The following is a 26,081-nucleotide window of genomic DNA, read 5'->3' as shown; positions in this document are numbered from 1 at the left end:
TCCCGACCACGTATGGTGGCCGGTATGCCCTTGACGTACCCCATCGTGGAGCAGACGCTCGACAACGGCCTGCGGGTCGTCGTCAGCTCCGACCGTGCCGTCCCCATCGTCGCCGTCAACCTCTGGTACGACGTCGGATCGCGGCACGAACCGGCAGGGCTGACCGGGTTCGCGCACCTCTTCGAGCACCTGATGTTCCAGGGGTCGCGCAACGTCGCCTCCGGTCAGCACTTCAGTCTGCTGGAGACGGCCGGCGCCAGTCTGAACGCGAGCACCTTCTTCGACCGCACGAACTACTTCGAGTCGCTGCCCAGCGGCGGTCTCGACCTCGCGCTCTGGCTCGAGGCGGACCGGATGGGCTACCTGCTCGACGCGGTCAACCAGGAGAATCTGGACAACCAGCGCGACGTGGTCAAGGAGGAGAAGCGGCAGACCTACGACAACCGCCCGTACGGCGACTCGTACGAGCGACTCGTCAAGCTCGCCTTCCCCGAAGGACACCCGTACGCGCACATGACGATCGGCTCGATGGCCGACCTGGACGCCGCCTCAGTGGAGGACGTGCACGCGTTCTTCCGCAAGTACTACGGGCCGAACAACGCGGTCCTGACGATCGTCGGTGACGTCTCCGAGGAGGATGCGTTCGACGCCGCCAAGCGGTACTTCGGACATCTGCCGGCGATCCCGCAGCCGCCGCCCGCGCCGGACGGGACGATCGGGCCGATGACCGACGTACAGCGGGACGACGTGGAGTCCGACGTACCGTCCGATCTGGTCACGATGATGTTCCGGCTGCCGGTGGACGGGACGCCGGAGCTGGACGCGGCCGGGCTCGCGCTCGACATCCTCGCTGCCGGTCAGAGCGGTCGCTTGAATCGACGGCTGGTTCGCGACGAGCAGATCGCGCAGTCGGTGTCCGGCGGTGCGCTGCCGTTGATCGGCGGCGTCTCGTTCGGGACGCTGACCGGGATCGCGTCGGACGGCATCGACCTGCAGACGGTCGAGGACGCGCTGCTCGAGGAGATCGAGAAGCTCGCTGAGGAAGGCGTTACCGAGGACGAGCTCGCCACTGTGCAGGCGCAGGCCGAGCGGGACTGGCTCGAGCAGCTGGCGTCGTGCGCCGGCCGGGCCGACGAGATCTCGCACCACGCCTTGCTCTTCGGCGATCCGGGCCGGATCAACACCCGGATCGACCAGGTGCAGGCTGTGACCGTCGAGCAGGTGCAGGCGGCCGCGCGGCAGTGGATCCGGGCGAACGGCCGGGTCCAGGTCACCTACCGCCGCAAGGAAGCCGAAGCTTCGGAGACCGCAGGAGAGCAGGCATGAACCAGGTTCTGACCACCCCGCCGGCCGTCGGTGCGCCGCGCCCGTGGAAGTTCCCGGAGGCAGTGACCACGCGGTCCAGCACCGGTACGCCGATGCACGTCTTCGACCGTCCGGGGCAGTACGTCGCCACCGTCCGGGTCACGATCGCGATGCCGCTGATCGCGGAGCCGCGCGAGCTCGAGGGCGTCGCGACGATCATGTCGCGGACGCTCGACGAGGGGACCGAGTTGCACTCGGCCAACGAGTTCGCCGCCGCGTTGGAGCGCCACGGAGCGGCGTACGGCGTCGATGTCAGCTCGGACGCACTGCACGTGGAGATCTCGGTGCCGGTGTCGCATCTCGAGCCGGCGGTTCGCTTGCTCGCGGAGGCGATCACGCGGCCCGCGTTCAACCAGGCCGATGTCGGCCGGCACGTCACGATCCGGCTCGGTGAGATCAACCAGGAGCGGGCCAATGCCGGCTACCGGGCCCGCGAGGCGTTCGCGGCGCATCTCTTCGACTCGTCGACGCGGCGGTCGCGCCCGACCGCGGGATCGCCGGACACGATCCGTCCGCTGACGAACGTCGAGGTGGCCGACTTCTACCGCAACAACATCTCCCCGGAGCGGGCGGAGATCCTGTTCGCCGGCGATGCGACCGGTGTGGACGTGGCCGGGATCATCGACGACGCGTTCAGCGGCTGGACCGCGACTGCCGGTACGGCGTTGGCGACGCCGGAGCCGATCTACATCCCGGGTAACCGGGTCGTGCTCGTCGACCGGCCGGGCTCGGTGCAGAGCCAGCTGCTGATCGGGTGCGCCGGCCCTGACCGACGGGACCCGGCGTGGGGCTCGGCCGCGGTCGCTAACCACGTCGTCGGCGGGACGATCACCTCACGCGTGGACACCGTGCTCCGCGAGGAGAAGGGGTACACGTACGGCACCCGGACCAGCTTCGCCGCGCCCCGCAAGGGCGGGACGTTCAGCCTCGGCGGCGCCGTGCGTACCGAAGTGACCGGGGCCGCGATCGGCGACGCGCTGCGCATCCTGCGCGAGGCCCGCGACGGCCTCACCGAGCAGGAGGTCCAGGAGGCCAAGGACAGCCTGATCCGGACCGCTCCCCTGCGCTACGAGCAGGCCGACTCGGTCGCTCAGCAGGTGGGCTCCAACATCGCGAACGGCGTACCGGTCGACTTCGCCGACACGTACCTCGCCCAGATCGCGGCCACCACCGCAGCCGAGGCCACCGACGCGTACCGCCGGTACGTCGGCACCGACGGGCTGCTCGTGGTCGTGGTCGGGGAAGCCAAGGACGTCCGCCCGCAACTCGAGGGCCTCGACCTCGGCGAGCTGATCGACCTGAGCTGAGCTGGGTTCTCTGCCCCGGGTCGTCCGGGGCAGAGTCCTTCAGCTGCTGATGTAGTTGGAGAGTTGTTCTCGCTCGAACTCGAGTTCGCCGATCCGGGACTTGACCACGTCGCCGATGCTGACCAGGCCGGCCAGGTTGCCGTCGACAACGACCGGGACGTGCCGGATCCGGTGCTCGGTCATCAGCAGCATCAGGTTGTCGAGCAGGTCGTCCGGTGTCGCCGTACGGACCTCGGCGGTCATGATCGCGCTGACCCGGACGTCACCGGCGTCCGGAGTCCCGTTCCACAGCCGGACGATGTCGCGCTCGGACACGATGCCGTCCACCGACGACCCGTTCGTGCTGACCACCACCGCGCCGATGTTGTGTTCGGCCAGCAGGGCGAGCAGCTCGGTGACAGTGGCGTCTGGGGAGATGGTCACGACCTGGTTGCCCTTGCCGCGCAGTACGTCGTTGATCTTCACGGAGCCTCCTGCAGTTCGAAGGACCAATACCCCAAGGTAGCGGCAATCCCCTGATCACACCCAGTGACAACGAAGGACAGCCACTCCAGGTAAACAGCCCCTGGGTGACGGCACGGTGATCGTCTGCCCTCCGAAAACAGGACGTCGGGCGGGAGCGGCAGACCGTAGGATCGGCGGGTTCGGAGCGACGAGGGGGCGTAGTGGGGTTTCGGGAGGACTTGGCGGTACTGCGGCATCGGGATGTGCGGGTTTTCATCTCGGCTCGGTTCATTTCGATTCTTGGGTCGTCGATCGCGCCGGTGGCGTTGGTGTTCGCGGTGCTGGATGTGTCCGACTCGGCGAGTGCGGTCGGGACGGTGCTCGCGGCGCGGAGTATCCCGAACATCGTCTTCCTGCTGATCGGTGGTGTGATCGCCGACCGGCTCCCCCGGCATCTGGTCCTCGTGGTCGCCAACACGATCAGCGGACTCACCCAGGGTCTCGCCGCGACGCTCGTACTCTCCGGACACGCGACCATCTGGCAACTCGCTGCGATCGAGGCGGTGAACGGGGTTGCGTCCGCGTTCGTGATGCCCGCGATGACCGGGATCCTGCCGTCGATCGTGGACCGGACCGAGCTCCCGCAGGCGAACGCGATCGCGGGCTTCGCGCGGTCCGCCGCGATGATCGGCGGCGGCGCGGTGGCCGGCGTGATCGTCGGTCTGACCGGTCCCGGCGTCGGTCTTGCGGTCGACGGCGTGACGTTCTTGATTGGCGCCGTCCTGCTGTCCCGGCTGACGATCCCGCGGATCGAACGTCAGGCCAGCTCCATACTGACCGATCTGCGCGAAGGCTGGAGCGAGTTCGTGTCCCGGCAGTGGATCTGGGTGATCGTGCTCGCGTTCGGGCTGCTGAACCTGATCTTCACGGCCTGTTATCAAACTCTCGGCCCGGTGATCGCGGACCGCACCTTCGGCCGGACCGGGTGGGGTCTGGTGAGCGCCTGCTTCGGCGCCGGACTCGTTGCCAGCGGCATCATCATGCTCCGGCTCAAACCGCGCTACCCACTCCGCACCGGGATGCTCGGCATGCTCCTTACCGTCCCGGTCATGCTCTGCCTGGCCCTGCTGCCGAACACGCTCGCGATGGCCGCCGCCGCGTTCGTCCTCGGAATCGGCTTCGACATCTTCGGCATCAGCTGGGAGACCGCGCTCGGCCAACACGTACCGATCGACAAGCTGTCGAGAGTGTCGTCGTACGACATGCTCGGCTCCTTCATCGCCGGCCCAGCCGGCCAGCTCACCGTCGGGTACGTCGCCGCCGTCATCAGCGTCAAAGCCGTCGAACTGTACGGCGCCGCCCTGTTCGTCCTCATCACCGTCATCACGCTCGTGGTCCCGTCCGTGTGGAACCTGCGTAGGGTGGGCGTGTGAGCTCAATCGTTCCAGGACCGCAGAAGAAGCACGAACACGAAATCGACGCGGCCCGCGCCGGCGCCAAACCGCTGAACGCCGGCGAGCTCAACGCGGCCGCGCCGCATGTCGAGGACCTCACCGGCCTCGACGACTGGCCCGACTCGGTGCGATCCGTGGTCGAGGACGAGCATGAGCGCGTCACCTCACTCGCCAGCAACCGGCGCAAGACCGCCGACCTCGCACTCCCCGAGCTCGTCCGCGGCGTCGACGAGCTGCTCGACCTGATCGCCGAGCGCCTTCAGGCCGACAAGCCAGGTCTACTCCGCAAGTCGAAGGCGACCCCGGCCGATGAGCTGGACGATGTCGCCGAGCTGCTCGGCATCCCGTCCGACGAGGTGGTCCCGGCCGCGGGCCGCGGCGAACTGCGTACGGCGCTGCGCACGATCAAGCAGCTCCGGGCTCAGCTCAAGGAGCTGGAGACCTCACACAACCACTCTCGCCTGACTCGAGTCGTGACCTTCGTCGTCCGGCTGGCCCTGGTCATCGACGGAGCGCCGGAAACGGCGTCGGCCTTGGCGCCGATCGCTCTCGACCGGTTCGCCAAGGCCGTGCCCGACTTCCAGTGGGACTCGACGTTCGAGGAGAAACTCGAGTCCTGGCGGGAAACCCGCCGTACCCTCGCCGCCCGCTGACTCAGCCCTTGATCGCGCCGCCGAGGGCGAACGCGCCGCCGAGCTTGCGGCTCAGCAACAGGTACAGCAGCAGGACGGGCATCGTGTAGATCAGCGAGTACGCCGCCAGCTGTCCGTAGTTCGGCTCGCCGTACTGGCCGAAGAAGGTGAAGATGCTCACCGACGCCGGCAACCGCTCGGGTGACAGCAGCAGCATGAACGGCACGAAGAAGTTGCCCCACATGCCGATGAAGGTGAAGATCAGCACCACCGCGATCCCCGGCCACATCAACGGCAGCACGATCGCCCACAAGGCTCGCATGCTGGTCGCACCGTCGACCCACGCCGCTTCCTCCAGCGACAGCGGCACGCCGTCCATGAACGTCTTGGTCAGCCAGATCGCGAACGGCAGCGAGGCTGTCGCCATGAACATGATCGTGCCGCCGAGGGTGTCGATCAGGTTCAGCTGCACGAACAGCCCGTACACCGGCACCATCACCGCGGTGATCGGCAGCCCGGTGCAGAACAGCACGGTCAGCAGGAAGGGCCGGTTGAACCGCGACTTGAAGCGCGACAGCGGGTACGCCGCCAGCACCGCGCAGACCATCGTCAGCAAGGCCGCGCCGCCACACAGGATGATGCCGTTCAGCACCGGCCGGTACGTCGTGTCGGTGTTCAGGACCGCCTTGAAGTTCCCAAGGGTCGGATGCGTCGGCAGCTCGACCCGCAGGCCGGCAGTCCGGTTGATCGACGCGAACAGCACCCACAGCAACGGCAGGACGAACAGCACGCCGATCGCCAGCAGTACGAGGTTGCCGGTCAGCTTGCTGATCCGGTCGCGGGCAATCATGCGGCCTCCGAGTTCAGTCCACGCAGGTAGATCAGCGAGAAGACCGCGCCGATCGCCAGCATCACCAGGGCGATCGCCGTACCGTAGCCGATCTGGGAGAAGCTGAACGCCTGCTCGTACATGTACAGCGGCAACGTCTGACTCTTGGTCCCCGGGCCGCCCCGGGTCATCGCGTAGATCAGGCCGAACACGCTCAGCGTCTGCAGCGTGATCAGCATCAGGTTGGTCATCACGGCCCGGCTGATCATCGGGATCGTGACGTACAGCAGTCGCCGCCAGCCGCCGGCGCCGTCCATCTCGGCGGACTCCTCGATCTCCTTGGGTACCTCGCTCAGCGCCGCGGAGTACACCAGCATCGAGAACGCCGTACCGCGCCAGATGTTGGCCAGTGACACCGCGATGATCGGTGCCCCGTACAACCAGTCCTGGCCGGGCAGGCCGACCCAGTGCAGCATCACGTTCAGCGTGCCGTCGTCGTTGAAGAACGCGCTCAGCAGGTACGCCGCGACGACCTCAGGCAGCACCCAGGCGCCGATCACCGCCGTACCGACGAAGTTGCGGACGACCTTGGTCGACCTGCGCATCAACAGCGACAGGCCGAGACCCAACGTGTTCTGACCGATGATCGCGGAGATCAGCGTGAACACCAGCGTCAGCCAGATCGAGTTGGTGAACGCGCCGCTGCTGAAGGCCTTCCGGAAGTTGTCGAGGCCGACGAACTTGACGTTCGCCGCGCCGGTCCCGGTCAGCGCCATGTTCGTGAACGCGGCGTACACGCAGTAGATGATCGGGCCGGCCAGGAAGACCAGCATCAGTCCGAGGGCCGGCGACAGCGGCAGCATCCGGACCAGCTTGGCGGCCTTCGGCTTCCCGCTCCCTCCGGGGGACTTACCGGAGGGAGCGGTCGCCGAGGTGGGGGCGACGGTCGTCGTCACAGGGGAGATATCCCTTCGAGCCGGGGACTACTGACCGGTGCTCTTCGTCGTCGTACTGTCCTTGCCGCCGACTATCCCTTCGACCGCCTGGTCGTAGTTCTTCGCGGCCGCGTCGGGCTGGGACTGACCGGTCATCACCGCCTCCATCGCGGTGATGATCTCGTTCGAGACCTTCGGGTACTCCGGCAGCGCCGGCCGGTACACGGTCACGGAAACGAGGTCGGTGAAGAACTGCGTGCTCGCCGAGGAGGACTTGTACGTCGCGTCGGACGCAACGTCCTTCCGTACGGCGATCTGCGCGCCGTCGGTGGCGTACTTGGCGGCGTTCTTCTGCGTCTGCAGGGTCTTGATGAAGTCCCAGGCCGCGTCGGGGTTCTTCGACTTCGCCGGGATCGCCCAGGTCCAGCCACCGGAGAGGCTGACCTTGCCCTTGCCGCTGCCGTCCTGCGTCGGCATCGCGGTCTGGCCGAGTACGGTGCTCCACTGCGGCCACGGCTTGGCGCCGGACTTCAGCCAGTTGCCGTAGATCCAGGAGCCGTCGAGGTCGATCGCGAGCTTGCCCTGCGGCAGGAGTTCGGTGCCGACCTTGCTGCCCATGTTCGGGCTGAGCGCGTCCTTCGGCGACGGCGCGAGGCCTTCGTTGAAGACGGTCTTGACGAAGTTCAGCGAGTCCTTGAAGCCCTGGCTGCCGACGACCCACTTCTTCTGGTCGTAGTTGTACAGGGTGTCCTTGGTGCCGTAGAGCAGCATCTCGAAGCCCTGCATGGCGGAGGCTTCACCCATCGGCTTGCCGGAGTACATGTTGAACGGGATCACGCCCGGCACCTTCTGCTTGATGGTGCGCGCGGCGCTGAGCACGTCGTCCCAGGTCTTCGGCTGCCAGTCGGCGGGCAGGCCGGCCTTCGCGAAGATCTGCTTGTTGTACCAAAGCGCGCGGGTGTCAGTGCCGTCCGGAACGCCGTACGTCTTGCCGTCCTGGCCCTTCGCGGCGCCCTTGGCGGTGTCCTCGAACTGGTTCCACTGGTCCCACTTGCCGATGTAGTCGTCCAGCGGCTTCAGGTACCCCGCGGTGATGTCGGAGTTGATCAGGAAGGTGTCCTCGTAGACGATGTCCGGCGCGGTGTTCGGCGACCGCATCATCAACTGGATCTTGGTGTAGTAGTCGTTCTCGCTGGCCACGACCGGAACGATCTCGACCTGGGATCCCGGATGGGCCGACTCGTACTCGGACTTCACGCCGGTGAGGAAGTTCTTCATCACCACGCCCGGGCCCCACTGCTGGTACGCGATCTTGATGTGCGCGGGTCCGGAGCTCTGAGCGCCGCCGGCGTCCGGCTGCTTGGTCGTCGAGCCTTGGCTACAGGCTGAGACTCCCAGCAGCAGCGCGCCCGCGGCGGCCGCTGCCATGAAACGTTTCCTTGTCACCATCAGGTCCACCTTCGGGGCAATCGTTGTCATGCCGGTACCACGGCCCAAACCCTGCGGGCTTTCTCGCGACCGTAGGAGCCTGCATCAACCGAAGTCAATGCTTGACAGACAACGTTGTCGCCGCAGTCACGCAGGAACGCGGTGACCGGGACGTAACGATCCGGTCACCGCGCTGTCATACGTCCACTTTGTCAGGCTGCGACGGCAGATGCCTCATGTCGAGGGTGTACGGCGCGTCCCCGGGCGCGGAGCGCTCCGAGTCCACACAACGCCAGTCCGAGCAGCAACCAGCAGGTCAGTACGACGAGTGGCCGGGCAGCGCCGGCGCCGTCGAAGAAGCTCACCGAACGTAACGCCGTACCCGCGGCTCCCGGCGGCAGCAACTGGCCAAGGGTGCTCCACCCGTTCGGCAGCATCTCGGGTGCGCTCGTCATCCCGGACAACGGGTTGCCGAGCAGCATCATCACCGCGCTGCCGAGCGCGAGTCCCGCCGTACCGAGTAGCCACTCGAGTCCGAGCAAGGTGAGGCTGATCGCCCCGATCGACATCGCGATCACGCCCGCGTTGCCGAGATAACTGCCCTCGAACGAGCCGAGCCAGTACTGCAGTACGGCGGCCAGCGCGAGCCCGCCGGTGACGGCGAACGTGATCGCGCCGATCACCCGCTTCGACCCGGACCGCACCAACTGGGTCAGCGCGCCGGCCGCGATGATTCCGCCGAGCACCAGCGGCAGCGCACCCGCAGCCAGGCCGGCGCCGCGCGGGTCGTCCTTGGGCAGCGGTACGACGTCGGTGACCTTCGCCTGGCTGTCCATCTTCCCGGCCAGTTGCGTCAGGAGTTGCGCCACCACCGGGCCACCAGCAGACGCCGTGAGCACCTCGGGCTGCGCCGAGTCCAGCACAATCGCGCCGTACGCGTCCCGATCCTCGATCCGCTGCACCGCAGCAGCCCGATCCGGTACGGCGGTGAGGTCGAAGCCACCGGGCATCGCCTGCCCGAGCTGCGCCTTGACCTGCTCGACCGCTGGCGTCGGGCCGGAGACCGCGATCGGGACGTCCCGCGGTTCGGAGCGCGCGGACGGCCAGGCGAAGGCGATCAGGAACACCGTGAGGACCCCGGTCAGCAGCACGACGACGGCGATCAAGGGCGGCCGGCGACGTTCGGCCGCGTGCGCCTCAGTGGTCATGGCAAACTCCTTAAACCGAATGACCGTTCTTTATTAGTCCGAGCCTGGTCGATGGCCCGGCGACTTGTCAAGAACGGACATTCGTTTTATGTTGCGAGCGTGCCGAAGGTCACCGAGGAACACCGCCTGGCTCGCCGCGCCCAGATCGTCGCGGCGGCCCGCACCTGCGTGATCGAGGACGGCTTCCACAAGACGACGATGGCCGACGTGATCCGCGAGTCCGGTCTGTCCGCCGGGGCCGTGTACGGCTACTTCAAGAGCAAGGAGGAGATCGTCGGGGCGATCGCCGAGGACGCGCTCAGCACCATCGACGACCTCTTCGACAGCATCCTCGCCTCCGAGCATCCGCTGACTCCGCTGGCCGCGCTCGAGGCGACCATCGAGCACGTGGCCAAGGTCGCCGAGGCACCCGGTGGAGACGTCACCCGGGTCGCCGTCCAGGCCTGGGCGGAGTCGCTGCGCAACGAGGCGATCAAGGACGTCGCGAAGGGCAAGTACTGCCAGCTCCGCGACCATTTCGTGGTGATCGCCCGCCGCGCGCAAGCCGACGGAACGCTCGATCCGGACGTCAACCCAGAGCACGTCGCCCAGGTCATGTTCGGCATGGTCCCCGGCTTCGTCCTCCAACGCCTCCTGATCGGCGACATCAGCCCCACCACCTACACGGCCGGCCTCCGCGCCCTCCTCCGCCCGTAGGGGGTGGGGTTTTACCCACCTCGTACGGTGGGCCAGCACCATGGGTACGACGGTGCCGGATCCGTAGCGTCGGTCGCATGAAGAAACGGACGCGGGAAACAGTGGTGGGGACCGAGTACTCGGTGGTCCTTCAGGACGTACGTCGGGTTTACGGTCGTGGCTCCAACACCGTCACCGCCCTCAACGGCATCTCCATCAACTTCGCTCCGGGCACGTTCACCGCGGTGATGGGCCCGTCCGGCTCGGGTAAGAGCACGTTCCTGCACTGCGCGGCCGGTCTCGACCGGCCCACATCGGGCAGCGTGTTCATCGACGGCCAGGCGCTGGCCGGCCTGAGCGAGCGCAGGCTCACCGAGCTCCGCCGCGAGCGGATCGGGTTCGTGTTCCAGTCCTTCAACCTGCTGCCCGCGCTGACCGTCTGGCAGAACGTCACCCTCCCGCAGGAGCTCGACGGCCGCCGGGTCAACCGCGCTGCCGTCCGCGCGGTCCTCGACCGGGTCGGGCTGACCGACAAGCGCAAGAACCGCCCCGGCGAACTGTCCGGCGGCCAGCAACAGCGCGTCGCCATCGCCCGCGCCCTCGTCGCCCGGCCGGCCGTCATCTTCGCCGACGAGCCCACCGGGGCTCTCGACACCCAGACCGCCGCCGACGTCCTCGAGCTACTCCGCGAGCCAGTCCGCACCCAGGGCCAGACAGTCGTGATGGTCACCCATGACCCGGTCGCCGCGTCGTACGCCGACCAGGTCGTCTTCCTCGCCGACGGCGTGCTGGCCGGCAGCCTGACCGCTCCGACGGCCGAAGAGGTCGCGGACCGGATGACCCACCTCGGTGCACGTTCGAAGCTAAAGGCGGTAGCGGGATGATGCGCCTGGCATTCCGCACCCTGCGCTTCCGCAAGGGCGGCTTCATCGCGACGTTCGTCGCGGTCGTCTTCGGTACGGCGATCGTGATGGCGTGCGGTGGTCTGATGGAGACCGGCATCCGGTCCAACGTCGAACCGCAACGCCTGGCCGCGACCTCGCTCGTTGTGACCGGCAAGCAGTCCCACCTCCGGCCCGGAGCCGAGGACGCCACTCCCCTGCCGGAGCGAGTGGGCGTACCGGTCGACATGCTCGCCAAGATCCGTTCTGTGCAAGGGGTTTCGTCGGCAGTCGGCGACTTGACCTTCACCGCCGTCGGACCATCGGTTGCTGAAGGCCACAACTGGTCGTCAGCTGCGATGGCGCCGTACCGGCTGACCGCGGGTCATGCACCGCGGACCGGTCAGGTCGCGATGCCGACCGGGAAAGTCGGTGGTCGCGTCACCTTGCTGATCGGCGGTGAGCCCCGGACCTTTACAGTCAGTGGATTGGTCGCGGGCCCTGGCGGACATGCGTTCTTCTCGGACCACGATGCTGCTCGGCTGGTCCGCAACCCGGCCCGGTTCGCCGATGTCGGCGTACAGGTTGCTCCGGGCACCAATCTCGATGACGTCAAGGACCGGATCCAGGCGCTCGACGGCGGCATCACCGTCCGCTCCGGCATCGATCGCGGCCTGGCCGAGCACCCGGACGCAGAGTCCCACAAGACGGCGCTGATCTCGGTGGCCGGCTCGTTCGGCGGGATCGCGGCGATGACGATGATGTTCGTGGTCGCGTCCACTCTGGCCTTGTCCGCACAGCACCGCGAGCGCGAGTTCGCCCTGCTCCGCGGCATCGGTACGACGCCCGGTCAGGTACGGCGGATGATCCTCGGCGAGGCGATGCTCGTATCGCTGCCGGCGGTCGCTGTCGGAGCGATACCTGGGCTCTTCCTCGGCCGCTTCCTGTTCGACCAGCTCAGCACGCACGGTGTCGCATCGCCGGTGGTGCAGTTCTCGCAGGGCCTGATCCCGTTCGCGGCCGGCGCTGGTGCAGCAATCCTCGCGGCCGTCGGTGCTGCTCTGATCGCGGCCCGGAAGTCGGCGAAGATCCGGCCGGTCGAGGCGCTGATGGAGGCCTCGCTGCAGCGGAAGTGGTTCGGCTGGATCCGGCTGTTCTTCGGCCTGGCCTTCCTCGGTGGTGGACTCGCGCTGCTGATCGTCACCGCGACGGTGATGACCGGACCGCTCGCCGGTGCGACTGCGGGTCCGTCGATCCTCTGCTGGGCGATCGGCGTCGCCCTCCTCGGTCCCTTCTGGACCAAGGCCGTGCTGGCGATCTGGCGGTGGCCGGTGCAGGCACTGACCCGGGTCAACGGTCGCCTCGCGATCCGCAACATGACGGCGCGGTCGGTGGCGATGTCGGCCGCGGTGATGCCGGTGATGCTTGCCGTCGGCATCTCGACCGCCAACCTCTACATGCAGACGACGCAGGTCCACGCATCCTCCGAGGCATTCACCCGCGACCTGCGCGCGGACGCCGTACTGGTGTCGGACGCCGGCCTGTCGATGGCGTTGCTCCAGCAAACCCGCGCCGTACCAGGTGTTGCGAGTGCGTCGGCGTTCGTCCGGAGCATCGGCGCGGTCGACGACCCGCGCAACGCACCCTTCGACGAGGACGGCGCGCCGGTGATCGGCGTGGACGCCCAAGGCGCGAACGGTACGGCGCCGGTCCGGTTGACGGGCGGGTCGCTCGTCGGACTGACCGGCTCGACCGTCGCGCTGCCGGACTACATGGTTACCAAGACCGGTCGTGGCGTCGGGTCGGAGATCACGATGACGTTGGGCGACGGAACCCCGGTGAAGCTGCGGGTGGTCGCGACGTTCGCGGCCGAACGCGGTTACGAGTCGATCATCATGCCCGCGTCGTTGGTGGCCGCTCACACGACGGACGGTCTGACCAAGCAGATCCTGGTCCGGGCCGCACCGGGTGCCGACGTACGACCGGGACTGACCAAGCTCGCGTCCGCTCATCCGGGTGTCCAGGTGGCCGACCGCAGTACGTTGGTCGCCTCGAACGCGGAAGATCTGCAGACGCAGGCGTGGGTCAACTACATGCTCGTCGGGATGCTGATCGCCTACACCGCGGTCTCGGTCGTCAACACGCTCGTATCGTCGACCCTCCGCCGCCGGCGCGAGTTCGCCCTGCAACGACTGACTGGCTCCACCCGCTTCCAGGTACTCCGGATGCTGTGGACCGAAAGCACCCTGATCACCCTGGCCGGCGTCACTCTGGGCACCGCAATAGCCCTGGCCTGCCTGCTCCCCTTCTCCGCAAAGGTCTCCACCAACTCCCTGCCCACCGGCCCGATCTGGATCTACCTGATCGTCGTCGGCGCCGCCGCCGTCCTCACCTTCGGCTCAACCCTCCTCCCCGCAACCACAGCCCTCCGCCACGCCCCCACCCAACCCACCTACGCCGACTGACCCTCGCTTTGCGGAAACTCTTGGTCGCCATACGCAAACTAGTTTCCGCAAAGCGGCGGTGCTACCGGGCCGGGGTCGGTGCTGCGACTGGTTGGAGGGCGATGGTGGTGGCCTGGACGATGCCGGCGTTGTTGCGGATCCAGCCTGAGAGGACCACCTGGAGATCCTCGAGGTCGCGTTCCTCCAGGATCACGCCGGGGACCGGGACGCTCGCGCCCAGCTCGGCCAGGACCGGGCGGAGGTGCTGGTCGGCGAGCAGCTTGTGGCTCGGGGCGGCGGAGACCGTCACCGGGATCACGACCGACCCGGCCAACGCGGCAGGGCGCAGTACGTCGAAGAAGCTCTTCAGCAGGCCGGTGTAGCTGCCCTTGTAGACCGGGGTCGCGACCACGATCACCGATGCCGACGACACCAGGTCGATCGCACTCTCCAGCGCCGCCCGATCCTCGTCGTCGGCCCGATCGCCCTGGAAGATCGCGGGTGCGAACGTCACCAGGTCGACCAGCTCGTCGATCCGGTACGGCGTACCGAGCTCGGAGGCCAGCAACTCCGCCACGGACGCTGCCGCGGCCGCCGTCCGCGAACCTGCCCGTGGATTGCCGACCACCGTGACGACGGACTGCGGCCAGACCGGCGGTTCTTGTGGCACGACCTGCGACTCGAACGCGACTGAGGGCATCTGACCCAACTCCTGTGGCATCGGCAGTGATACCTCGAGCGTAGTCAAAGTCGAGCACGCTACTGGACTTTCTCAGGATCTGAACGCCCGCGGAGCTTCACCACCACGAACCACACCACGGCCGCCGCCGCGCCGGCGATCACCAGCTTCTGGAAAACCCCGACCGACGACTCGACCAGATGCCACCGCTCGCCGAGCTGGTAACCGGCCAGGATCAGCAACGAGTTCCACACCAGACTGCCGATCGCGGTCAGCGGCAGGAACAGCGCGACCCGCATCCGCTCCACCCCGGCCGGCACCGAGATCAGGCTCCGCACGACCGGAACCAGCCGGCCGATCAACACCGCCTTGGGACCGTGCCGCGCGAACCATTCCTCGGCCTTGTCGACGTCCCGCACCTTCACCAGCGGCAGCTTCCCGGCGATCGCCCTGGTCCGATCCCGGCCGAGCACCGCACCCACGCCGTACAACGCGAGCGCACCGACGACCGACCCGAGCGTGGTGAACACGATCGCGCTGACCAACCCCAGGTCGCCTCGCGCCGCCGCGAACCCGGCCAGCGGCAGGATCACCTCACTCGGCAACGGTGGAAAGAGATTCTCCAGCGCCACCGCGAGCCCAGCCCCTGGTGGGCCTAATCGCTCCATGAGATCGATCGCCCATCCAGCGACCCCACTAGTCGGCTCCTGCAGCGTGGTCATCAGCACCTGATTCGTCGTCGTCAGCATGGCCACGACGCTAGGCCCGCACACACCACCCACACACTGGAGCCAACCGCCGTCTTCGGGTCTGGTCAGCCACCGTACCGACCGGGGGAAAACCCCCGGTTGTGCGAGCCTTTCCCCAGGACACACGGAAGGGTCTTCATGACGCACGCTCCACGGATCAGCACGCACCCGACCCGCGAGGACCTCGGCCGCGCCGCGGCAGCCGCGGCTGCCGATCACCTCCGGAAGGCGACCGGCCGGACCCGGATCATGCTCGCCGCCGCGCCGAGCCAGACCGCGACCCTGGCGGCGCTCGCCGAGGAGCCGGACATCGACTGGAGCCGGGTCGAGTGCTTCCATATGGACGAGTACGTCGGCCTGTCACCGGACGCCCCGCAGTCCTTCCGCAACTGGCTGCACCGGCACTTCCTCGACAAGGTGCCGCAGGCAACCTTCCACCCGCTCGACCCGGACGAAGGCCCGGACGCCTATGCAGAACTGATGGGCGACGAGCCGTTCGACCTCGTCCTGTTCGGGCTAGGCGTGAACGGCCACCTCGCCTTCAACGACCCGCCGGCCGACTTCGACGCCCCCCAGGCAGTGAAGGTCGTCGCACTCGACGAGACCAGTCGCCGCCAACAGGTCGACGAGGGCAACTTCGCCACCATGGACGACGTACCAACGCATGCCGTCACCGTGACGATCCCCCGCCTGCTCAACGCGCACGAGCTGATCGGCTCAGTCCCTGGATCAGTCAAACGACAGGCCGTCCACGACACCCTGACACAGCCCATCAGCCCCGACTTCCCAGGCACAGCGCTGCGCACTCATCCAGACGTCAAGCTCTACCTCGACACCGAGTCAGCCGACCCCGAGGTGTAGCCCACCGGACGCGTCCAGTACCTGCCCGGTGATCCACCGCGCCGCAGGTGACGCGAGGAACGCGACCACCTCAGCCACATCATGACCGCCGCCCAGCCGACCGAGCGCGGTCTGAGCAACGATCAGCTCCGACAGACCAGGAGTCTCGAAGATCGCACCGTTCGCCTCGGTCCGGGTCGCGCCGGGCGCCACCGCATTCACGGTGATCCCCCGCCGGCCGAGCTCCTGCGCGAGCGTGCGCGTCATCGTCTCGACCGCACCCTTGGTCATCGCGAACGAGGTCTGCGCCGGGTTCGCCATCCGGGTCGCAACCGAGGACAGCGAGATGATCCGGCCGCCGTCGGACAGGATCGGCAGCAGCCGCTGGATCAGGAAGTACGGCGCGCGCACATTCACCGCCATCAACCGGTCGAACGCCGCCTCGGAGTCGGTCCCGATCGGGCCGGCCGGCGGCGCCGCGGCGTTGTTCACCAGCACGTCCAGCCGCTGACCGGACAGTCCGGCCGTCAACTGCGCCAGTACCGCGTCGACATCCCCTGGTACGCCGAGCTCGGCGCCGATCACGAACCCGCGACCACCGATTCGCTCGAGCGTCTCCTCGGCACCGGCCTTGTCCTGGTTGTAGTGGACCGCCACCTCGAACCCGTCGGCGGCCAGCCGCTCCGCGATCGCCCGCCCGATCCCCCGGGACGCACCCGTCACCAACGCGACGTTCATGTTAGAAACTATCATGATGTTAGTATCTACCACATGAACCTGAGGGACCGCCAGCGCGCCGACACCCGGCAACGCATCCAGCGGCAGGCCCTCCGCTTGTTCGCCGATCAGGGGTACGACGCGACCACGGTCAACGAGGTGGCCGACGCGGCCGGCGTCTCGGCGATGACCGTCTACCGGAACTTCCCCACCAAGGAAGACCTCGTCCTGTACGACGACTTCAACCAGCAGGCCGCGACCTCGATCGCCGAACTCCCCTCGACCGGCTCACTCGCCGACCGGATCGGCCGCGCCGTCCTGGCCACCCTCGAACAGGCGAACACGGACCTACTCCTCGTCCGTCTTCAACTGATGATCACGACCCCAGCCCTCCAGGCCCGCCACCTCGACAGTCAGTTCCGGCTCCAAGACGCCTTCGTCACCGCAATCTGCGCCGACGACCCAACCCTCGAGTACGCCGCCAGCGCCGCCGCGAGCGCCGTACTCGGAGTAACTCACATCGCCTTGCTCCGCTGGGCGGCCGACGACGGCAAACCCGAACTCCCGCCCCTCTTCCGCAAAGCCTTCACCGCCACCTTCGGCCACACCCCCTAGAGCGGGGTTATATTCCTGGTATGGCAAGTACGTTCGAGGTGTTGGCGGAGCCGCGGCGCCGGGACATTCTCGACCTGTTGCGGGCCGGTGAGCGACCCGTCGGCGAACTCGTCGACGCCCTGTCGCTCAGCCAGCCCGCAGTGTCGAAACATCTGAAGGTCCTCCGTGACGCCGGCCTGGTGGAGGTTCGCCACGACGCACAGCGCCGCTGGTACCGCCTCAGCCCAGGCCCGCTCGCGGAGATCGACGCCTGGCTGGCGCCGTACCGCGATCTCTGGCACAACCGCCTCGACGCCCTCGGGGCGCACTTGGACCAGCTGGATTAGGCGTGCTGCTCGGCGACGTCGAAGACGTTGCCTTCGGGGTCGGCGAGGGTGATCCAGTGGGCGCCGTACTCGGTGTGCTCGTCGAGGCGCTTGGCGCCCAGGCCGACGATGCGGTCCACCTCGGCGGCCCAGTCGCTGGCAGCGAGGTCGACGTGCAGGCGGTTCTTGCCGTTGCGCGGTTCGGGGACCTGCAGGAACATCAGCGTCGGCCCGGCCGCGGCCCGGTTCACGGTGGCGAAGAATTCGTTGCCATCAGCATCGACCTCGGTCGACAGCACACCGGCCCAGAAGGTGGCCAGGGTCGCCGCGTCGGCGCAGTCGAAGGCGATGTTCTCAAGGGATACAGACATGTGTTTCAGCCTTTCAGTGCAGGGATCCGCTGGATCGGCCAGCAGACTTCGGTTCGGTAGTCGACCGGGTCGGACACATCACCCGGACTGATGGGGTAGAGCTCACGGATCGGTCCGGGCGCGACCTCGCAGTACTCCGCGACGTGGCTGCCCAACGCGCCGTACGTACGGTCGAAGTCGGCCATCGGACCGGCGTGGACGGCGATCGCGAAGTACCCGCCGGGTAGGTCGACGAGCTCGACCCCGTCCGCCGGCGCCTGGTCCGGCGCGACCGGATGGAAGGCGACGACCTCACCCTTGTCGTCGGCGAAGAACTCGTCGCTGTACGTCGCTCCCGAGGTCCCCGGGATGTGACCGGCCACCTCACCGAGCCGGCCGAAGGCGAATTCGCACCACGGTCCGATCTCGTCCCGCAGTACCTGCCCACGGACGCCGTACGCACGGAACGGCGGGATGAACCGGTACTCGACGTCGAGCACGGGCCGGCCCGGCGTCAACAGCTCACGCAAGGACACAACCACTTCGCGGGTATGCGCGAGCTCCTGCTCCATCCGCTCGAGGTGCGCCCGCAACCGCTCCTCCCGCGCCGCGCCATCACCGGCGTCGACCACCGCCTGGACGTCGGTCAACGGCATCCGCAGCTCGCGGAGCCGCCGGATCAGCTGCGCCGTCTCGACCTGCCCCGTGCTGTAGCGCCGATAGCCGGACGAGGCGTCGACCGAGACCGGCGCGAGCAGCCCGATCTCGTGGTAGTGGTGCAGCGTCTTCACACTCAGATGTGTCAGGCGGGAGAACTCCCCCACCGTCACCGTCGCCGTCATGCGACAAGCTTCCACCCTCCGGTAACCGGAGGGTCAAACGAACCGGACGTCCAGGCCATCACAATCGTCGGCCGGCGACGGAGCGCAGGCTCAGGCGCTCCGTCACCGGCCGATTGTGATGGCCTGCAGATCCGCTACCCCGCGTACCGGCCGATCACCTTGGAGAAGTCCCAGTCACCCTGGGAGATCCCCGAGCAGCTGTCGGCGCTGCCACCGGTGCACGGACGGTCGCGGTTGACCGACCAGAACGTGAAGCGGGCCAGGTGGTGCTGGGACGCGTACGACAGGATCGACTCGAAGTCCGACACGTTGACGCGCTCGCCGGCCACGTCGGTGATGCCGTTCATCGAGGAGATGCCGATCTTGCGGTACGCCGCGTCGTCGCTCAGCCCGTATGCCGCCTTGACCTGGTTCTTCAGCCCGTCAGCCGCCTGCCGGGTCAGCGTGCCCATGTTGGTCGAGCCGCCACCGAAGTCGAACGGCATGATCACCCAGCCGTCCAGGTTCAGCCCGGAGTTCGCACCGCGCTGGATCAGGTCCTGACCGTTCCCGTCCGGCCCGGACGTCGTCGTACCGAAGGTGAGGTACGTCGTGATGCCGGAGTTGTTCTGCTCGACGATCTTCAGCGCGTCGATCACCTTCTGCCGGACTGCCGGCTGGGCGACCTCCTGGTCCTCGATGTCGATGTCGATCGCCTTCAGCGACAGCGCGTTGATCACCTTCTGGTACGCCGCCGCCAGCTCGCTCGCCGACCCGCAACTCTGACCCAGCTTGTTCCCGGACCAGCCGCCGAAGGACACCACGACGTCGCCGCCGTTGGACCGGATCGTGTTGATCGCCTGCTGATCCGCACCACCGGTCAGCGGCCGCCCGCCGTCCCACTGCGGGTTGCAGTAGCCGTTGGACAGGATGAACGCCATCGTGAACCACTTCACCCCGGACGCGTTCATCACGGTCGCCGGGTTCGGCGGGTCACCCCAGCCTTCATACAGGTACGGCGCGGCCGCCATCGGACCGCTGCCGGTCGGCGGTGGTCCGTCGTCCCCGGCCGGGGCGTTCCACTTCTGGTTCGCCGCACCGGTGCAGCTCCACAGCTGCAGCGGAGTGCTGTTGGCCGAGTTGTTGCCGGTGACATCGAGGCACTTGTTCGCCTGCGGGTTCACCAGGTCGCGCCCGGCCGTGTAGGTCCACTGCTGCGCCGCACTGCCGTTACACGTCCACAGCTGCACCCGTGCACCGTTGGCCACAGAGCCGCCCGACACGTCCAAGCACTTGCCCAGTGAACGCAGCGTCCCGTCACTCTGCCGCGACCACTGCTGCGCACCGGACCCGTTGCAGTCGTACAGCTGGACCTGCGTCCCGTCCGCACTGTTCGCCGCCGCCACATCCGCACACTTCCCGGCCAACCCCGTGATTGTCCCGGTCGCTGCCTGTGCCGGAGCGGCCGCCATCAACAGGCCGGCGCCGAGTACCAGAGCCGCGGCTGCCGCCGCCACCCGGCGCATCAGACGGTCCACTTCTGGTTGGCCGCACCGGTGCAGCTCCACAGCTGCAGTGGTGTGCTGTTGGCAGAGTTGTTGCCCGTGACATCGAGACACTTGTTCGCCTGCGGATTCACCAGATCTCTCCCACTCGTATAAGTCCACTGTTGAGCGGCGCTGCCGTTGCACGTGTAGAGCTGTACGCGCGCACCGTCAGCGACGGAGCCTGCGTTGACGTCGAGACACTTACCGAGCGAGCGGATCGTCCCGTCGCCGGGGCGGGTCCACTGCTGGGCGTTCGACCCGTTGCAGTCGTAGAGCTGGACCGCAGTACCGTCCGCGCTGTTGGCTCCGGCGACGTCGATGCACTTGCCGGCCAGGCCGGTGATCTGTCCGCCACCGCCGCCACCGTCGCCGCTCTGCGAGCCGGACCAGGTGAAGGTCGCCGACGTCTTGGTCGGCAGCGTGTAGACGAAGGACTGCGAGCCCCAGTTCACCCGCACCGACTGGGAGCCGCCCGTGGTGTTGTACGCGATCAACGCCTTCGAACCGTCAGGGTTCTTCCAGGCCACGTTCTTCACCGAGCTGTTCGCGGTCGAGTCGATCCGCAGCGCACCCGGCTTCACGAACTTGGTCAGGTGACCCATCGTGTAGTACTCGATGGTCTTGTCGACCTGACCCGCCCGGCTGCCACCACGCTGGACCGTCACCAGCCCGGTACAGACGTTGCACCCGGCACCGACGTACGGCAGGTGGTTCTGGTCGAGCGCAAGGCCCCACTTGACCCAGGACTTGTCCCAGTTACGGGTGTAGTCGACGAGGTTGTTCATGTCCTCGTCCTGCTGGTTCGCGATCCAGGTGCCGCCGGAGTGCTCGGTCATGTACGCGTTGACCGACGGGTACTGGTTGTGGATCTGGGACTGCAGGTTCACGTCGCCGCCGTACCCGTGCCAGGCGATGCCGCCGAAGTTCGGGTCGTTGCGCAGCGTCGCGTCCGCGATCGGGACCGAGCCGAGGTCGTTGTAGTTGCCCCAGTTGTAGTCGAGGATCAGCACCTTGGTGGTCAGCCCGGCCGCGTGCAGCGCGGGCAGCAGGTTGTTCTTGGTGAACTCGAGCAGGCCGGAGCCGTTCCAGTTCATCGACGCGTAGCCGGTGTCGTCGGTGCCGCAGCAGGTCGGCTCGTTCTGCACCGAGACGTAGTTGATGTGGTTGCCCTGGGCCTCGTTCTGCTGGAGGTACTTGACGAAGTACTGCGCGTACATCGGGTAGTACTCGGCCTTCAGCCAGCCGCGGTGGACGAAGTCGTTGTTGTCCTTCATCCAGGCGGGCGCGCTCCACGGCGAGCCCATCACCTTGACCGCCGGGTTGAGCTGCCGGGCCTGCTTGGTCAGCGGGACGATGTCGGCCAGGTCGTGCTGGATGCTGAAGTCGTTCAGATCGCAGCAGGTGTCGTCGTAGGAGTAGTTGAACCGGGCCAGGTCGGAGGCGCCCATCGGGTTGCGGATGAAGGCCAGGCCGATCCCGTTGACCGGGTCGAACAGGTCCTTCATCACCTGGTCGCGGGTCGCAGCCGAGATCGTGTTGCTGCTGTTCAGCAGCCAGGCGGAGCTGTCGGCGAACGACGCGCCACCGCCTTCGAAGGACTGGTACGTCGTGTTCTCGTTGACTGTGACGGTCTGGTTCGCCGAGCCGCCGGCCGGGCCGAAGCTGACCGGCGTCTGCTGCTGCAGACCACGGGTCACGTTGCGGCCGGCCGAGTCGTTGGTGGTGGTCAGCCAGACGTTGACCTGTTCACCTGCCGCTTGGGCGGGTGGGGCGGTGCCGAAGCCGAGTCCGGCGGCGGCCACGCAGAGGGCAGCGACCAGGACCGGCAGGAGGCGTTTCGCGGACATGGGGCGGTTCTCCCTTGTTGCGGCATCCCTTTGCATACGGGGAGTTTGGGGCGGTACGTTGCCGGCGTCTGCCCGCGCCGCAACTGGTGGTCACCCTGAGATAACCATCAGTGAACGGGGCTGTCAACGCCGTACGCGAGACTTTTTTCAGGTCTTTTATTTAGTCCGGGGGTTGACCTGAGAGCGTTCTCACGGCACGCTGCGGGCGAATCCCTGTCCTCATTAAGACGCCCCCGAAATGAGGTCTCATGAAGCGTCCACGCATGCTCGCACTTCTCGCGATCGGTGCCGCCTTGGCCGGCACCGCCCTCCTCCAGCCCGCGGCCACCGCACATCAGCAGGCCGCTGCCGCAACGACGGCAACGGTCTGGGAGGACAACTTCGACGGCCCGTCCGGCCAGGCCCCCGACGCCTCCAAGTGGCGGTACGACACCGGTGGTGGCGGCTGGGGCAACAGCGAGCTCGAGTACTACACCAACAGCACTCGCAACTCGGCCCTCGACGGCAACGGCAACCTGGTCATCACGGCCCGCCAGGAAAGCGGCGGCTTCTCATGCTGGTACGGCCCGTGTCAGTACACGTCGGCCCGGCTGCTCACCGCCCAGACCTTCACCCAGACGTACGGCCGGTTCGAGGCGCGGATCAAGATCCCCCGCGGCCAAGGCCTGTGGCCGGCCTTCTGGATGCTCGGCGGCGGCAACTGGCCGAACGACGGCGAGATCGACATCATGGAGAACATCGGCAAGGAGCCGGCCACCGTGCACGGCACGATCCACGGCCCGGGCTACTCCGGCGCGAACGGCATCGGTGCCGCGTACAACCATCCGAACGGCTGGTCGTTCGCCGACGACTTCCACACCTTCGCGGTGGACTGGGCCCCGGACTCGATCACCTGGTCCGTCGACGGCGTCCAGTACGAGCGTCGTACGCCGGCTGACCTGAACGGCAACACCTGGGTCTTCAACCACCCGTTCTTCATGATCATGAACGTGGCCGTCGGCGGCGGCTGGCCGGGCAACCCGGACGGCTCGACGCAGATGCCGCAGACCATGACGGTCGACTACGTCCGCGTCTCCACCCTCGGCAGCTCAGGCGGCACCGGCTCGCAGATCACCGGCCTGGCCGGTAAATGCCTGGACGTGGCCGGCGCCAACGCCGCGGACGGTACGACGGTCCAGCTGTACGGCTGCAACGGGTCGAACGCCCAGCAGTGGACCCGCCCCGGTGACGGCACGATCCGTGCCCTGGGCAAATGCCTCGACGTCGCGAACGCCGGAGTTGCCGACGGCACCAGAGTGCAACTGGCGACGTGCAACGGCAACGCGGCCCAGCAATGGACCTATACGAGCGGCCACGATCTCGTGAATCCACAGGCGAACAAGTGCCTAGATGTCACCGGCAACAACTCCGCCGACTCCACACCGACCCAGATCTGGACCTGCTCCGGCGGAGCCAACCAGAAGTGGACCGTCTAACGCGGTAGAGCTCCACCATCGCGAAGTAACCGCACCACGGGAAGGGTCGCGGCGCCGAGTGCTACGGCGTCGCGGCCCAGTTCGCACAGCACGATGGACACCTGGGCGTACGGCCGCCGAAGGGCATGCTTGCCCACCTCGACGCGCAGTTCGTCCAGGTGCTTCTCGCCGAGGAGTAATCCGGCCCAGCCGCCGAGCACGATGCGCTCGGGGTTGACGAGGTTCACCAGGTTCGCGAAACCCGCGGCCAGGTAGCCGATCGTGTCCGCAATGATCGTTGCCGCCGGCTCCGACTTGTCGTCGAGCAGCTCGACGAATGCCGTCTCCTCGTCACCGGTCAGGGTCCCACCGGCGAGTCGATACCGATCGAGGATGCCCTCGGCACCGACGTACGCCTCGAGGCAGCCGAGGGCGCCGCAGCGGCATTGACGGCCGCCGTACACGATCGTCATGTGGCCCCACTCGCCCGCGCTGCTGCGGGCGCCGCGGTAGCTGGATCCACCAGCCACAAGGGCGGAGCCGACACCGGACCCGACGAGCGCGACGACCGCGTCGGTCGCACCGCGGCCCGCGCCGAACCACATCTCGGCCTGGCCGAGCATGTTCGCGCCGTTGTCCACGTGCACCGGAATATCGGTGCCCTCAGCAATCAGTTTGGCGAGCGGCACCGCTTCCCAGCCGAGCGTCTGGGCGTCGACGATCGCGTTGTCCTCGACCACACCGGAGACCGCGACACCGAGCCCGAGCACCTGCTCCGGCTGGACCCCGGACGACGTGACGACGCTCGAAAGCCCTTCCAGTACGTGCTTCACGACCTCGGCCGGCGTCGGTGAACTGATCGGATGGTCGGAGCGAGCCAGTACGTTCATCGCCAGGTCGAACAGCTCGACCCGGACCCGGGTCTCTCCGACCTCGGCGCCGACGACGTACCGGAACGTTGGTGCCACCCGCAGCAGCACGCGCGGCCGGCCGCCCTCGGACTCGACCGAGCCGGCCTCCTCGACCACGCCTTCGGTGATCAGCTCGGCGACCAGGTTGCTCACGCTGGCGGCACTCAGCGACGTCCGGACGGTCAGCTCCTGGCGGCTCAGCGGACCCTCGCGATAGATGCTGGCGAGGATCACCGAGCGGTTGGACCGGCGCATGTCGCGCACGGTCGTCCGGCGTACTTCCATACTTCTGCCCTCACCGTGCCCTGAACCGGTCCGGCCTCCAGGCAGGCCGCTCGTCCCGAGTCCATCATGCCGCTCGGCCGGGCGGAAGAGCTCCCTTCCTCCAGGCCGTGAACTAAGACCCGATTCGTTACCGCTCTGTGATTGACGACACGTTGCCACTCAGCTTTGATCTACGGAACCGCTTCCGAAACCGGTTCCGGCGCCCAGCCAGGATGCAGAACCCCGACCGCCCGAGGGGAGATTCAGCATGTCCATCACCATCGCCGATGTCGCGGCCCGTGCCGGCGTCAGCAAGACGACCGTCTCCCGTGTCCTCAACGGCAAGGGCGAGCTGGACCTGCGTACCGCCGAGCGCGTCCGCCAGGTGATCGACGAGCTCGGGTACGTGCCGAGCGCTCGTGCGGTCGGCCTGGCCCGCGGCCGGACCCGGATCGTCGGAATGCTGGTCCCGTCGCTCACCTGGCCCTGGATGGGCGAGGTGCTGCAGGGCGCGGTCGACGTGGTCGAGTCCGAGGGGTACGGCCTGCTGCTGTTCACCTTCAACCGGGGTGCGGAATCCATGCAGCAGTTCGCGTCCCAGGTCTCGGCGCAGTCGTTCGACGGCCTGCTGGTGATCGAGCCGGAAGGCACCCTCACCTACATCGAGCAACTCCACGCCCGCGGTCTGCCGGTCGTCCTGATCGACGACCGGGACAACCGCCCGCAGTTCCCGTCCGTCGCCACCACCAACTACGCCGGCGGCGAGTCCGCCGCCCGGCACCTGCTGGAGCTCGGTCGTCGCCGGCCACTGGTGATCACCGGCGTCGCGCGCTTCGGCTGCACCCACGAACGCCTGGACGGCTTCCGCGACACCTACGCGGAGGCCGGTATCGAGCTCGACCCGAGACTCGTGTTCGAAGGCGATTTCACCCATGAGAGCGGGCGCCGCGGCGTCCAGCACGCACTCGACGAACGACTCGAGTTCGACGCGGTCTTCGCCCACAACGACCTCTCCGCCGGCGGTGCCATCCAGGCCGTCCGGGAGACCGGGCGGAATGTGCCGAACGACGTGTCGGTGGTCGGGTTCGACGACATCCCGTACGCCGAACACACCGAGCCGCCGCTGACCACGGTGCATCAACCGATGCGCCAGATGGGCCAGGCCGCGGCCCGGATGCTGATGGGCTACTTCGGCGGGACCCCACTCGCAGAGACCCCCCAGGTCCTGCCCACGACCCTCATCGTCCGCAGTTCAACCGCCCCCAGACACGTGCACCACCCGCTACGTCCGAAGAAGTGAAGTCACGGACCCATTGAAGGCTCCGGCGGCGGGGCAGCTGCCCCTGCTCCGCCGCCGGCGTACCCCTCGATACCGATCCG

The 26,081-nt window shown here is 67.6% G+C and carries 25 protein-coding genes; 12 read left to right on the top strand and 13 right to left on the bottom strand.

Annotation, left to right across the window (positions count from 1 at the left end; translation table 11 throughout):
• The first annotated feature begins 24 nt into the window (after window positions 1–24).
• Window positions 25–1,326, top strand: coding sequence for a M16 family metallopeptidase (locus tag EV650_RS30360; protein ID WP_134122382.1), 1,302 nt, complete (start codon window positions 25–27; stop codon window positions 1,324–1,326).
• Window positions 1,323–2,672, top strand: a complete 1,350-nt coding sequence (locus EV650_RS30355; RefSeq protein ID WP_134122381.1) for a M16 family metallopeptidase — start codon at window positions 1,323–1,325, stop codon at window positions 2,670–2,672. The genes EV650_RS30360 and EV650_RS30355 overlap by 4 nt, the downstream gene beginning before the upstream one ends.
• Before the next feature lie 39 nt (window positions 2,673–2,711).
• Here EV650_RS30355 and EV650_RS30350 read toward each other — a convergent pair whose 3' ends face one another.
• Complete coding sequence (locus EV650_RS30350) at window positions 2,712–3,137, bottom strand: CBS domain-containing protein (protein ID WP_134122380.1); 426 nt, start codon at window positions 3,135–3,137, stop codon at window positions 2,712–2,714.
• Between the two features lie 200 nt (window positions 3,138–3,337).
• Between EV650_RS30350 and EV650_RS30345 the strand changes: the two genes are divergently transcribed.
• Both EV650_RS30345 and EV650_RS30340 read left to right on the top strand, forming a co-directional pair.
• Complete coding sequence (locus EV650_RS30345; protein ID WP_134122379.1) at window positions 3,338–4,549, top strand: MFS transporter; 1,212 nt, start codon at window positions 3,338–3,340, stop codon at window positions 4,547–4,549.
• Window positions 4,546–5,223, top strand: coding sequence for a hypothetical protein (locus EV650_RS30340; protein ID WP_134122378.1), 678 nt, complete (start codon window positions 4,546–4,548; stop codon window positions 5,221–5,223). Before EV650_RS30345 ends, EV650_RS30340 begins: the two co-directional genes overlap by 4 nt.
• A 1-nt stretch (window position 5,224) precedes the next feature.
• Here the strand turns inward: EV650_RS30340 and EV650_RS30335 are convergent, their stop codons facing one another.
• The 4 genes from EV650_RS30335 to EV650_RS30320 all read right to left on the bottom strand — a co-directional run bounded on the left by EV650_RS30335 (window position 5,225) and on the right by EV650_RS30320 (window position 9,602).
• Window positions 5,225–6,052 carry a carbohydrate ABC transporter permease gene (locus tag EV650_RS30335; RefSeq protein ID WP_134122377.1) on the bottom strand — a complete coding sequence of 276 codons (828 nt, stop codon included), beginning with the start codon at window positions 6,050–6,052 and terminating at the stop codon, window positions 5,225–5,227.
• Complete coding sequence (locus tag EV650_RS30330; protein WP_202874986.1) at window positions 6,049–6,987, bottom strand: carbohydrate ABC transporter permease; 939 nt, start codon at window positions 6,985–6,987, stop codon at window positions 6,049–6,051. The genes EV650_RS30335 and EV650_RS30330 overlap by 4 nt, the downstream gene beginning before the upstream one ends.
• Window positions 6,988–7,014: 27 nt before the next feature.
• Complete coding sequence (locus EV650_RS30325) at window positions 7,015–8,445, bottom strand: extracellular solute-binding protein (RefSeq protein WP_238174535.1); 1,431 nt, start codon at window positions 8,443–8,445, stop codon at window positions 7,015–7,017.
• 161 nt (window positions 8,446–8,606) lie between these two features.
• Window positions 8,607–9,602: a hypothetical protein gene (locus EV650_RS30320; protein WP_134122376.1), complete on the bottom strand. Its 996-nt coding sequence runs from the start codon at window positions 9,600–9,602 to the stop codon at window positions 8,607–8,609.
• Between the two features lie 99 nt (window positions 9,603–9,701).
• Here EV650_RS30320 and EV650_RS30315 point away from each other — a divergent pair, with 99 nt between their 5' ends.
• The 3 genes from EV650_RS30315 (at window position 9,702) to EV650_RS30305 (ending at window position 13,623) form a co-directional block, all read left to right on the top strand.
• Window positions 9,702–10,298 carry a TetR/AcrR family transcriptional regulator gene (locus tag EV650_RS30315; RefSeq protein WP_134122375.1) on the top strand — a complete coding sequence of 199 codons (597 nt, stop codon included), beginning with the start codon at window positions 9,702–9,704 and terminating at the stop codon, window positions 10,296–10,298.
• A gap of 77 nt (window positions 10,299–10,375) precedes the next feature.
• Window positions 10,376–11,161: an ABC transporter ATP-binding protein gene (locus EV650_RS30310; RefSeq protein WP_134122374.1), complete on the top strand. Its 786-nt coding sequence runs from the start codon at window positions 10,376–10,378 to the stop codon at window positions 11,159–11,161.
• Window positions 11,158–13,623, top strand: a complete 2,466-nt coding sequence (locus tag EV650_RS30305; RefSeq protein ID WP_134122373.1) for an ABC transporter permease — start codon at window positions 11,158–11,160, stop codon at window positions 13,621–13,623. The genes EV650_RS30310 and EV650_RS30305 overlap by 4 nt, the downstream gene beginning before the upstream one ends.
• 61 nt (window positions 13,624–13,684) lie before the next feature.
• Here the strand turns inward: EV650_RS30305 and EV650_RS30300 are convergent, their stop codons facing one another.
• Window positions 13,685–14,302, bottom strand: coding sequence for an NADPH-dependent FMN reductase (locus EV650_RS30300; RefSeq protein WP_134122372.1), 618 nt, complete (start codon window positions 14,300–14,302; stop codon window positions 13,685–13,687).
• Window positions 14,303–14,361: 59 nt separating this feature from the next.
• Window positions 14,362–15,030, bottom strand: coding sequence for a DedA family protein (locus tag EV650_RS30295; protein ID WP_134122371.1), 669 nt, complete (start codon window positions 15,028–15,030; stop codon window positions 14,362–14,364).
• Between the two features lie 138 nt (window positions 15,031–15,168).
• Here EV650_RS30295 and EV650_RS30290 point away from each other — a divergent pair, with 138 nt between their 5' ends.
• Window positions 15,169–15,891 (top strand): 6-phosphogluconolactonase, encoded by a 723-nt coding sequence (locus EV650_RS30290; protein ID WP_134122370.1) that lies wholly within the window; start codon window positions 15,169–15,171, stop codon window positions 15,889–15,891.
• Here EV650_RS30290 and EV650_RS30285 read toward each other — a convergent pair.
• Entirely contained in the window at window positions 15,871–16,608 is a 738-nt protein-coding gene (locus tag EV650_RS30285) for an SDR family oxidoreductase (RefSeq protein WP_238174534.1), read from the bottom strand. The two genes, EV650_RS30290 and EV650_RS30285, sit on opposite strands and share 21 nt — an antisense overlap.
• A 33-nt stretch (window positions 16,609–16,641) precedes the next feature.
• Between EV650_RS30285 and EV650_RS30280 the strand changes: the two genes are divergently transcribed.
• The gene (locus EV650_RS30280) at window positions 16,642–17,202 is read left to right on the top strand and encodes a TetR/AcrR family transcriptional regulator (RefSeq protein ID WP_134122368.1); all 561 of its coding nucleotides are present in this window, start codon (window positions 16,642–16,644) and stop codon (window positions 17,200–17,202) included.
• 20 nt (window positions 17,203–17,222) lie between these two features.
• Entirely contained in the window at window positions 17,223–17,528 is a 306-nt protein-coding gene (locus tag EV650_RS30275; protein WP_134122367.1) for an ArsR/SmtB family transcription factor, read from the top strand.
• On the opposite strand, the gene EV650_RS30270 is transcribed toward EV650_RS30275, so the two are convergent.
• The 4 genes from EV650_RS30270 to EV650_RS30255 form a co-directional block, all read right to left on the bottom strand.
• Window positions 17,525–17,878, bottom strand: coding sequence for a VOC family protein (locus EV650_RS30270; protein ID WP_134122366.1), 354 nt, complete (start codon window positions 17,876–17,878; stop codon window positions 17,525–17,527). The two genes, EV650_RS30275 and EV650_RS30270, sit on opposite strands and share 4 nt — an antisense overlap.
• Before the next feature lie 5 nt (window positions 17,879–17,883).
• A complete protein-coding gene (locus EV650_RS30265) occupies window positions 17,884–18,699 on the bottom strand; it encodes a MerR family transcriptional regulator (RefSeq protein ID WP_134122365.1) in 816 nt (271 codons plus the stop codon).
• A 134-nt stretch (window positions 18,700–18,833) separates the two neighbouring features.
• Window positions 18,834–20,204: a chitinase gene (locus EV650_RS41185; protein WP_134122364.1), complete on the bottom strand. Its 1,371-nt coding sequence runs from the start codon at window positions 20,202–20,204 to the stop codon at window positions 18,834–18,836.
• Window positions 20,204–22,072 carry a ricin-type beta-trefoil lectin domain protein gene (locus EV650_RS30255; protein ID WP_166678315.1) on the bottom strand — a complete coding sequence of 623 codons (1,869 nt, stop codon included), beginning with the start codon at window positions 22,070–22,072 and terminating at the stop codon, window positions 20,204–20,206. Before EV650_RS30255 ends, EV650_RS41185 begins: the two co-directional genes overlap by 1 nt.
• Before the next feature lie 248 nt (window positions 22,073–22,320).
• Here EV650_RS30255 and EV650_RS30250 point away from each other — a divergent pair, with 248 nt between their 5' ends.
• Complete coding sequence (locus EV650_RS30250; protein ID WP_134122362.1) at window positions 22,321–23,547, top strand: glycoside hydrolase family 16 protein; 1,227 nt, start codon at window positions 22,321–22,323, stop codon at window positions 23,545–23,547.
• Here EV650_RS30250 and EV650_RS30245 read toward each other — a convergent pair.
• Window positions 23,544–24,692 (bottom strand): ROK family transcriptional regulator, encoded by a 1,149-nt coding sequence (locus tag EV650_RS30245; RefSeq protein WP_238174533.1) that lies wholly within the window; start codon window positions 24,690–24,692, stop codon window positions 23,544–23,546. The genes EV650_RS30250 and EV650_RS30245 overlap by 4 nt on opposite strands.
• A 277-nt stretch (window positions 24,693–24,969) precedes the next feature.
• Here EV650_RS30245 and EV650_RS30240 point away from each other — a divergent pair, with 277 nt between their 5' ends.
• Window positions 24,970–26,001 carry a LacI family DNA-binding transcriptional regulator gene (locus EV650_RS30240; RefSeq protein ID WP_134122360.1) on the top strand — a complete coding sequence of 344 codons (1,032 nt, stop codon included), beginning with the start codon at window positions 24,970–24,972 and terminating at the stop codon, window positions 25,999–26,001.
• Window positions 26,002–26,081: the final 80 nt, after the last annotated feature.

The organism is Kribbella kalugense (genome assembly GCF_004365875.1).
Taxonomy (GTDB): domain Bacteria; phylum Actinomycetota; class Actinomycetes; order Propionibacteriales; family Kribbellaceae; genus Kribbella; species Kribbella kalugense.
Note: the sequence above shows the minus strand (reverse complement) of the source record. Positions and strands in the feature narration are given on the sequence as shown.

Bases quoted from the DNA above. Each gene is read 5' to 3' on its own strand.
- EV650_RS30360 (WP_134122382.1), top strand. From the start codon at position 25: ATGCCCTTGACGTACCCCATCGTGGAGCAGACGCTCGACAACGGCCTG.
- EV650_RS30355 (WP_134122381.1), top strand. From the start codon at position 1,323: ATGAACCAGGTTCTGACCACCCCGCCGGCCGTCGGTGCGCCGCGCCCG.
- EV650_RS30335 (WP_134122377.1), bottom strand. From the start codon at position 6,052: ATGATTGCCCGCGACCGGATCAGCAAGCTGACCGGCAACCTCGTACTG.
- EV650_RS30325 (WP_238174535.1), bottom strand. From the start codon at position 8,445: ATGACAACGATTGCCCCGAAGGTGGACCTGATGGTGACAAGGAAACGT.
- EV650_RS30320 (WP_134122376.1), bottom strand. From the start codon at position 9,602: ATGACCACTGAGGCGCACGCGGCCGAACGTCGCCGGCCGCCCTTGATC.
- EV650_RS30310 (WP_134122374.1), top strand. From the start codon at position 10,376: ATGAAGAAACGGACGCGGGAAACAGTGGTGGGGACCGAGTACTCGGTG.
- EV650_RS30305 (WP_134122373.1), top strand. From the start codon at position 11,158: ATGATGCGCCTGGCATTCCGCACCCTGCGCTTCCGCAAGGGCGGCTTC.
- EV650_RS30300 (WP_134122372.1), bottom strand. From the start codon at position 14,302: ATGCCCTCAGTCGCGTTCGAGTCGCAGGTCGTGCCACAAGAACCGCCG.
- EV650_RS30295 (WP_134122371.1), bottom strand. From the start codon at position 15,030: ATGCTGACGACGACGAATCAGGTGCTGATGACCACGCTGCAGGAGCCG.
- EV650_RS30290 (WP_134122370.1), top strand. From the start codon at position 15,169: ATGACGCACGCTCCACGGATCAGCACGCACCCGACCCGCGAGGACCTC.
- EV650_RS30285 (WP_238174534.1), bottom strand. From the start codon at position 16,608: ATGAACGTCGCGTTGGTGACGGGTGCGTCCCGGGGGATCGGGCGGGCG.
- EV650_RS30280 (WP_134122368.1), top strand. From the start codon at position 16,642: ATGAACCTGAGGGACCGCCAGCGCGCCGACACCCGGCAACGCATCCAG.
- EV650_RS30275 (WP_134122367.1), top strand. From the start codon at position 17,223: ATGGCAAGTACGTTCGAGGTGTTGGCGGAGCCGCGGCGCCGGGACATT.
- EV650_RS30270 (WP_134122366.1), bottom strand. From the start codon at position 17,878: ATGTCTGTATCCCTTGAGAACATCGCCTTCGACTGCGCCGACGCGGCG.
- EV650_RS30265 (WP_134122365.1), bottom strand. From the start codon at position 18,699: ATGACGGCGACGGTGACGGTGGGGGAGTTCTCCCGCCTGACACATCTG.
- EV650_RS41185 (WP_134122364.1), bottom strand. From the start codon at position 20,204: ATGCGCCGGGTGGCGGCGGCAGCCGCGGCTCTGGTACTCGGCGCCGGC.
- EV650_RS30255 (WP_166678315.1), bottom strand. From the start codon at position 22,072: ATGTCCGCGAAACGCCTCCTGCCGGTCCTGGTCGCTGCCCTCTGCGTG.
- EV650_RS30250 (WP_134122362.1), top strand. From the start codon at position 22,321: ATGAAGCGTCCACGCATGCTCGCACTTCTCGCGATCGGTGCCGCCTTG.
- EV650_RS30245 (WP_238174533.1), bottom strand. From the start codon at position 24,692: ATGCGCCGGTCCAACCGCTCGGTGATCCTCGCCAGCATCTATCGCGAG.
- EV650_RS30240 (WP_134122360.1), top strand. From the start codon at position 24,970: ATGTCCATCACCATCGCCGATGTCGCGGCCCGTGCCGGCGTCAGCAAG.